8 protein-coding genes, 3 pseudogenes and 1 other annotated feature are annotated in these 7,043 nt (G+C 66.9%); of the genes and pseudogenes, 5 read left to right on the top strand and 6 right to left on the bottom strand.

Annotated elements, in window-relative coordinates; translation table 11 throughout:
- Positions 1-188 (bottom strand): annotated as a pseudogene (locus ACFYP3_RS36585) (IS1182 family transposase); the annotation flags it as partial.
- A gap of 322 nt (positions 189-510) precedes the next feature.
- Here ACFYP3_RS36585 and ACFYP3_RS36580 point away from each other — a divergent pair.
- Positions 511-1,730, top strand: a protein-coding gene (locus ACFYP3_RS36580; RefSeq protein ID WP_388842336.1) for an IS3 family transposase whose coding sequence is annotated in 2 segments (ribosomal slippage) — positions 511-790 and positions 790-1,730 — 1,221 coding nt in all. Because the reading frame shifts where the segments join, the coding sequence is not laid out codon by codon here.
- Positions 789-902, top strand: a sequence feature (AL1L pseudoknot). (Overlaps the previous gene by 114 nt.)
- Before the next feature lie 38 nt (positions 1,731-1,768).
- Here the strand turns inward: ACFYP3_RS36580 and ACFYP3_RS36575 are convergent.
- A complete protein-coding gene (locus ACFYP3_RS36575) occupies positions 1,769-2,602 on the bottom strand; it encodes a transposase (protein WP_388842334.1) in 834 nt (277 codons plus the stop codon).
- Here ACFYP3_RS36575 and ACFYP3_RS36570 point away from each other — a divergent pair.
- Positions 2,601-2,738: a hypothetical protein gene (locus ACFYP3_RS36570; protein WP_388842332.1), complete on the top strand. Its 138-nt coding sequence runs from the start codon at positions 2,601-2,603 to the stop codon at positions 2,736-2,738. The two genes, ACFYP3_RS36575 and ACFYP3_RS36570, sit on opposite strands and share 2 nt — an antisense overlap.
- Positions 2,739-2,787: 49 nt before the next feature.
- Here the strand turns inward: ACFYP3_RS36570 and ACFYP3_RS36565 are convergent, their stop codons facing one another.
- On the bottom strand, positions 2,788-3,096 hold the full coding sequence (locus ACFYP3_RS36565; protein ID WP_388842330.1) for a hypothetical protein: 309 nt from the start codon (positions 3,094-3,096) through the stop codon (positions 2,788-2,790).
- A 314-nt stretch (positions 3,097-3,410) separates the two neighbouring features.
- Here ACFYP3_RS36565 and ACFYP3_RS36560 point away from each other — a divergent pair, with 314 nt between their 5' ends.
- Complete coding sequence (locus ACFYP3_RS36560) at positions 3,411-3,560, top strand: transposase (protein WP_388842328.1); 150 nt, start codon at positions 3,411-3,413, stop codon at positions 3,558-3,560.
- 170 nt (positions 3,561-3,730) lie between these two features.
- Here ACFYP3_RS36560 and ACFYP3_RS36555 read toward each other — a convergent pair whose 3' ends face one another.
- The 3 genes and pseudogenes from ACFYP3_RS36555 to ACFYP3_RS36545 form a co-directional block, all read right to left on the bottom strand.
- Positions 3,731-4,135: a hypothetical protein gene (locus ACFYP3_RS36555; protein ID WP_388842326.1), complete on the bottom strand. Its 405-nt coding sequence runs from the start codon at positions 4,133-4,135 to the stop codon at positions 3,731-3,733.
- A gap of 63 nt (positions 4,136-4,198) precedes the next feature.
- The gene (locus ACFYP3_RS36550) at positions 4,199-4,489 is read right to left on the bottom strand and encodes a transposase (RefSeq protein WP_388842324.1); all 291 of its coding nucleotides are present in this window, start codon (positions 4,487-4,489) and stop codon (positions 4,199-4,201) included.
- Between the two features lie 16 nt (positions 4,490-4,505).
- Positions 4,506-4,904 (bottom strand): annotated as a pseudogene (locus tag ACFYP3_RS36545) (transposase); the annotation flags it as partial.
- Between the two features lie 133 nt (positions 4,905-5,037).
- Between ACFYP3_RS36545 and ACFYP3_RS36540 the strand changes: the two are divergent.
- Together ACFYP3_RS36540 and ACFYP3_RS36535 are read left to right on the top strand one after the other, a co-directional pair.
- Positions 5,038-5,199: a hypothetical protein gene (locus tag ACFYP3_RS36540; protein ID WP_388842322.1), complete on the top strand. Its 162-nt coding sequence runs from the start codon at positions 5,038-5,040 to the stop codon at positions 5,197-5,199.
- 129 nt (positions 5,200-5,328) lie between these two features.
- Positions 5,329-6,859: pseudogene (locus ACFYP3_RS36535) on the top strand (IS3 family transposase); the annotation flags it as partial.
- Positions 6,860-7,043 lie beyond the last annotated feature (184 nt).

The raw sequence follows: 7,043 nt of genomic DNA, 5'->3' as shown, positions 1-7,043 counted from the left end.
TTGGCGAAGCCCTCGGCGGCCTTGGCCTGCGCGGAGTGGTCCAGAAGGACCGGGGTGACCATGCGGATTCCGTCCTGCAGTGCCTTGGTGATCAGGTCGGCCGGCGGGTATCCGGAATCGAGGTAGTGCTCGTCCGGCCTGACACCGTGTCCGGCGAGCTTGTGCTGGATCGGCGCAGTCGCCCACATCGGTGATCAGATTCGGCTGCACCCTTGCCCTTGCTTCGGCTTCGGCTTCGGGGAGTGTGCCGCACGTTTCGGTGAGGTGGACCTTGTAGCCAAGCCAGAACAGGTCCTCTCCCTTGGCAGCCCAGCGTGCGTCGGTGTCGTAGGGGGAGGCCAGGCGGAGTTGACCGGGCGGGACGCCGTCGTCGGCGTCCCGCTTCCTGATCACCTGCCGTCCCCGGGCATCGGACCAGATGATGTAGGTCTGCACGAGGACCTGCCGCAGCAGGCCCACTGAACCGCCCCGGGTTTTTTGGAGGCTCTGATCCCTGGAAGGGTTGGAGTCATGCCAGCACCAAGGAAGTACCCCGCCGAGCTGCGGGAACGGGCCGTGAGGCTTGTGTTTGAGATACGTCAGGAGACCGGGCAGAAGGTCGGCTCGATCTCCCGGGTCGCCGACCAGCTCGGTGTGCACCGTGAGGCCCTGCGGGAGTGGGTCAAGCGGGCGGAGATCGACGCCGGGCAGCGTCCGGGCACCTCGACCTCGGACGCTGCCCGGATCGCCGAGCTGGAGCGGAAGGTCAAAGAGCTGGAGCGCTCCAACGCGATCCTGCGCGCGGCCTCGGTTTTCTTCGCGCGGGAGCTCGACCCGAAACTGCCCAGATGAGCGCGTTCATCGACGCGCACCGGGAAACGTACGGGGTCGAGCTGATCTGCAAGGAACTTGCGATTGCCCCGTCCACCTATTACGCCGCCGCCGCGAGGAAGGACCGGCCCGCGGCCCGGGATCGGCGGGACGAGAAGCTGAAGAAGGAGATCATCCGCGTGTATGAGGACAACTTCCGGGTCTACGGTGCACGGAAGATCACCGGGCAGTTACGGCGGGAGGGCATCCGCGTGGCGCGCTGCACCGTCGAGCGCCTGATGCGTGTGCTTGGTCTGACCGGCGCGGTCCGCGGCAAGAAGCGCCGCACCACCGTGACCGATCCGGCCCCCGCCAGGCCGAAGGACCTGGTGAACAGGGACTTCACCGCCACGGCACCGAACCAGCTGTGGGTCACCGACTTCACCTACGTGGCCCCCTGGGCGGGCACCGTCTACGTCGCCTTCGTCGTCGACGTCTTCTCCCGCAAGATCGTCGGCTGGCGCGCGGCGGACCACATGCGCACCAGCCTGGTCCTGGACGCGCTGGAGATGGCGATCTGGTCCCGCGACCGCGAAGGACTCGGTGACCTGGACGGACTGGTGCATCACAGCGACGCCGGCAGTCAGTACCTGGCGATTCGCTACACCCAGCGCCTGTCCGAAGCCGGGGCCGCTCCGAGTGTCGGGACTGTCGGCGACGCACTCGACAATGCGCTCATGGAGTCCACGATCGGCCTGTTCAAGACCGAGACGATCAAGCCCGGTGGTCCGTGGCGGACACTTGACGATGTCGAGCTGGCCACGCTGACCTGGGTCGACTGGTACAACAACCGGCGCCTGCACAGCTCGATCGGCGATCTCCCGCCCACCGAATATGAGACCGTCCACTACCGTTCACCCCAGACCGCCACCGCGGCCTGAGAACCAGACAACCCCGCCTCCAACAAACCCAGGGTGGTTCACACGGCCTCGATCTCGCGGATCCACACCGGGGTGTCGGCGGCCCAGGCCGCAGTGCATAAAGCGAGGGCGTCCTGGCCGAAGACCAGGACAAGACGGTCACGCTTCGTCTTCGAGGACGGCATCCGCCAGCCATCCACGCGGGGCCCGTACCGCTCGGCGAACTCCGCCACATCGATTCTCCCCGCCAGCCACGACGGCGCCGCGGTCGCGAGAGCCTCCAGGGCAGCCCGCACGCTCTCACCGGCCAGCTCAAGCCGGTTCAAGTCCCGCACCGCGCTGAGCACATAGGTGGAATCAGTGCGCTGCCTGCCCCCGGCTCCCACCAGGCCTGCGTCCTTGCAGTACTCAAGGAGCCGGTCGAAGACCACCCGTTCCATACCGTTGTCCGCGAGCCGGGCCCGGAACCTGGACAGCACACTCGCATCGAAACCGGTGTCCTTCAGCTCCATCCCGAGGGCGTATTTCCAGTCGATCGCCCGCACCGCCATCCCAGCAGCCTGTCTATCGGTGAGGCCCTCGCAGTACTGCAGCACCGTGACCAGTGACAACACCCCCGGCGACAGCCCCGGAGCACCCCGAACCCCGAACGCCCCCGCGAACGGCTCATCAGCGAAAACCCCTGCGAGCCGATCCCGGGCCCGTATCGCCAGGCTCCCCTTCGGGAACGCCGCCCGCGCAACCGCCACCGTCTGTTCCGGGATCTCCGGCAGCCCCACCGGCCGCATCGACACCCGCCCCACCTCCACGGCCGCACGGCACGAAAGCGACCAGAGACGATCATCGCGGACCCGGCCCCACCCCCGCAGCAAATTGAGCAGCAGAGTCGCCATGGTCTTCAAACTCGTCGAGTCCGCCCAGGCCCGCTGGCACGCAATCACCCGAGCCGACCTCGTCGCCCTCGTCCGCACAGGCGCCCGCTTCCACAACGGCCACCTCACCGACCACCCCGAGACCACCGCAGCCTGAACAACCCCACCGATCCACAACTCTTGACTATTGCTCTGCCCCCTCGCCCTCAACCAGTCGCGAATGCGGACAGCAGAGTGTCTGCCCGGATCTCCAGTTCGGCCATCTCGATTCCGCTCACGGTCACGGAAACCTCGTCACCGCCCACCGAGCGAGCAAGCCAGACATCAACCTGATGAAGGTCGCCGACCAGGGGATACGCGTACCAGCGTTCAGCTCGCTCGTCATCGGTCCCCGCCAGCGCCAGCGCCACCGTCTTCCAGTCGGTGACGTCGAAGTCATAGCCGACGTAGTGCGACAGCAACTCCATGAAGGACCGCAGGTTGCGCTCCCAGATCCATCCACCGACTTCTGTCACGGTTCCGCCCTCCCGAACGAGAAGGACAGCATGTCACGAGCCGGTTCGTGATCAGCCTGTCGCGGCAGAGGTCGGGAACGCGAACGAGAGACACGGGTGCAGATCACTCTGACTTGCCGAACTTTCCGCTGAACGGTCAGGGTCGGATCCGCCAGCCGGTGGTCTGCCTTGGACGCTGTCCCGACCCTTTCCATCTGCATGGCCTGCGAGTGGGGTGGCGGCAGAGTTTGAGAGGGCGTGGCCAACGGGGGTCTTGACCCCTGATTCTGGACACGCGAGACACTGGATCCTGTGGGTCTGAGGGTGGTTATCTCGTGGTCATGAAGAACTATCCGCCGGAGTTCAAGGCGGACGCGGTTGCGCTGTACGAGTCGCGGCCGGGGGCGACGATCAGGCAGATCGCCGCCGGTCTGGGGGTCAACCCGAAGAACCCTGCGGAACTGGATCAGGTACTACAGCCGTGAGTCGTGTTCGCGGTCTCTTCGGTTGCGGGTTGTGTGATGGCATGGCAGGGCCCGGGTTTGGTGGGTGTGCCGCCAGAGCGATTGGGCTGTGACCAGGGCGGCAGTGATCGGCGGTGGAGGCCAGGCGAGGCGGGTGAGGAGTCGGCGGATCTCTTCGGCGCTGTAGCGGGTCAGCTGCGCAACGCGTCGGCTGGGTGCCCCTTTTCGGGGTGGCCGCTCTGGTCGGGTTCCGGGGCGGCCAGCGCCGGGGTGGTGGTGTCGTCGGTGCGGGTGGCGGTGGTGGTCAGGAAGGCGAGGACGGCCATGGAGAGGGTGATGTGGCGCATCCAGGCGTCCCAGGTACGGACCTCGTAGTGGTCCAGTCCGCAGTCGGATTTCGCGGTTTCGAAGCAGTCCTCGATGGACCAGCGCAGGCCCATCACGCGGACGATCTCGCTGATGGGGGTGCCGGCCTTGGCGTGGACGGCGAAGTAGGCCAGCTGGGAGGGGGCGCCGATGGAGCGGCGGACCGGCAGCAGGTGGACCAAACCACGGCGGGGGCCGCCGTCGGCGCCGCCGGGCCAGGTGACCTCCACCAGCGCGCAGTCGTGGCGGCGCTGTCCTTTGGTTCCCCGTGCCGCAGGAGCGGCGCTCGAAGATCAGCGGGACGGCCCTGGCCAGGGCGTGGACCGGAGCGAGCGGATACCGGGGGTGGTCACGGTCTCGTCCACGGGGACGGCCATCACATACGGGATGCGGCGGCGCTCCAGGGCGGCGCGCAGTCCGCGGTCCTGGCCGTAGGCGCTGTCGGCGGCGACCCAGCCGAACGGCACGCCGGCTCGCCGGCAGCGTTCGATCATCCGCCGGCCCAGTTCCGGCTTGGTCACCACCTCCTGCGCTCTCGGACGGGGGACCTTTGCTTCCCGGCACCGCCCGGCACCGCCCCGCATCGCCCGGCATGCCGGTCCAGGCAGCCGGAACGTAGGGTTCCCGGTCGATCAGTGCCCGGCCGGTATCGACGGCGTACGCGCAGAACACCATGACCTGGCAGTTCTCGATCTGCCCGGTGATCCCGGCGTACTGCCGTGCCACCCCCGCCGACTTGGTCCCCTTCTTTAAGAAGGCCGTCTCGTCCAGCACCAGCACCCCGTCGGGCCGGCCCAGATGGCTGATGACGAACGAGCGGACGGCATCACGGAGTTGGTCGGCAACCCACGTTGAGCGAGCCAGGAACCACTGGACGCGATCCGGCGTCGCGTGCCCGATGTGCTCGGCGATCTGCCAGCCGTTCTTCCGCTCGACCGGCGCGATCAGCGCCTTCAGATACGCCAGCGCCGTCCGCTGCCGATCCCTCCGCCCGAACACCCCGGCCAGCCCCGCGAAGAACTCCTCGAACCAGCCCGTCCAGACCTGCACCGCCTGCTCCCTATCCACGAGCAGACCAACGCGCCACACCCCCAACAGACACGACTCACGGCTGTAGTAGAGGGCGGCCGGCGTGAGTCGGCCCCGGGGGCACCGTTCCCAGGTTCCCGCGGAGCCGGCGAAGCCGATCGAGGGGGAGAACGCCGCTCTGTGCAAGAAGATCCGCGAGCTCGAGGAGGAACGCGAGATCCTGCGGAAGGCGGCGAAGTATTTCGCCGGGGAGACGCGCTGGTGAACCGCTTCCGGTTCGTCGCCGACCACCAGCGCCGCCACGGCGTGAAGCGGCTCTGCTCGATCCTGGAGATCTCTCTCCAGCTTCTACTACTGGCGTTCGACGGCCGGTGACCGGGCCGCCCGGCAGGCGGCCGATGCCCCACTCGCGGCTCGGATACCGATCGTGCACCTGGAGTCGGACGGTACTTACGGCGTTCCCAGGGTTACCGCAGAGCTCCGTGACGAGGGCGAACGCGTCAATCACAAGCGCGTCGCCCGCATCATGCGGAGCATCAATCTCGCCGTAGTGCGTCTTTGTCGCAGGCATGGCACCACCACGCCGGACCCGGCCGCGGCGAAGGCGCCGGACCTGCTCGGGCGTGACGTCACCGCGACCGAGGTGAACACGAAGTACGTCGGTGACATCACCTACCTGCCCCTCGACGGCGGGAAGTTCTGCTACCTCGCGACCGTCATCGACCTCGCCTCACGCCGCCTGGCAGGCTGGACGATCACCGACCACATGCGTGTCGAACTCGTCACCGATGCCCTCGCCGCTGCCCAACGCACCCGCGGCAGCCTGACCGGAGCGATCATGCACACCGACGGAGCCCAGTACACAAGCCGGGCATTCGCCGAAACCTGCAGGTCAGCAGGGGTGAGGCAGAGCATGGGCGCGATCGGATCCAGCGCGGACAACGCGCTCGCCGAGTCCTTCAACGCCACCTTCAAAAGACGCTCCAAGGCCGCAAGAGCTGGCCCACCGAGCGTGAGGCCCGCCTCGACGCATTCCCATGGCTGCACCGCTACAACACCCGACGCCGCCACTCCCACCTCGGACAACGCAGCCCCATCGCCTACGCAACCACCACCACAACAACAACTACGCTGGCCAAAGCCACATAACCCGTGTCCAGGAATCAGGGTCAAGGCCGACGGGTTCCAGCGGTTGCTGAACTCCAGCGTGTGGGACGTGGATGCACTGCGTGATGACGTCCGGGAGTATGTCGCTGGCAAGCTCGGGCCCAGTGGTGTGCTGATCATCGTCGACACCGGTTTCATCAAGAAGGGCACCGTCTCGGCCGGGGTGGGCCGGCTGCACACCGGCACCTCGGGAAAGACCGACAACTGTCAGATCGGGGTGTTCGCTGCTCACGCCACCAGCCGTGGAGAGGCTGTGGTGGACCGGGAGTCTGTCCAGGGCGTGGACAGCCGACCGGGAACACTGCCGGGCCGCCAAGATTCCCGACGAGCGGGACTTCGCGACCAAGGGCGACCTCGCGAAGGTCATCGTGACTCGCTGCCTGGCCGCGGGTTGGCCGGCCTCGTGGGTGACGGCGGAGGAGGCCTACGGCCAGGAATGGAAGTTCCGGCGCCTGCTCGAGAACTCGGCGTCGGCCATGTGGTGGGCAGTACCGACGTCACAGCAGGTCAAGAACCCGCCGACCTCGTTCACAAGATCTCGCACTGAACTGGCCCCCGGCACCAACGCCAGCAGGCCAATGCACAACCAGCCATTACCTAAGAAGAACCGGTTCAGGACACGATCCGCTGCCGGAGTACCGAGAGCGTCCGCCAGTAGGTCATCGCGGCCAGCAGAACCGGCCTGGACGGGGAGGGGTGCTGCTGGGCCGGTCTGCAAGCCGGTGGCAGGGTGGAGCCGGACAGGGGCGGGCCGGTGAGGGTCATGTCCCCGGGATGTCCCCGAGTGACAGGGATCTACAGACCTTTCACCGGTGACCTGCGGTTATCGGCAGCCTTAAGGGCAGTGCTTCCAGGCGAAGTGGTAGAGCGTGTTGATACTTGCATCGGTCGAGTCCATTGATATGAAGCTCGACTTATTTGGGTCAGAATTTCCGGCGCTAA

The organism is Streptomyces sp. NPDC005533 (assembly GCF_042871845.1).
GTDB lineage: Bacteria > Actinomycetota > Actinomycetes > Streptomycetales > Streptomycetaceae > Streptomyces.
Note: the sequence above shows the minus strand (reverse complement) of the source record. Positions and strands in the feature narration are given on the sequence as shown.

Coding starts and splice junctions, on each gene's coding strand:
- ACFYP3_RS36570 (WP_388842332.1), top strand. CDS start 2,601: ATGGTCTTCAAACTCGTCGAGTCCGCCCAGGCCCGCTGGCACGCAATC.
- ACFYP3_RS36575 (WP_388842334.1), bottom strand. CDS start 2,602: ATGGCGACTCTGCTGCTCAATTTGCTGCGGGGGTGGGGCCGGGTCCGC.
- ACFYP3_RS36550 (WP_388842324.1), bottom strand. CDS start 4,489: ATGCGGGGCGGTGCCGGGCGGTGCCGGGAAGCAAAGGTCCCCCGTCCG.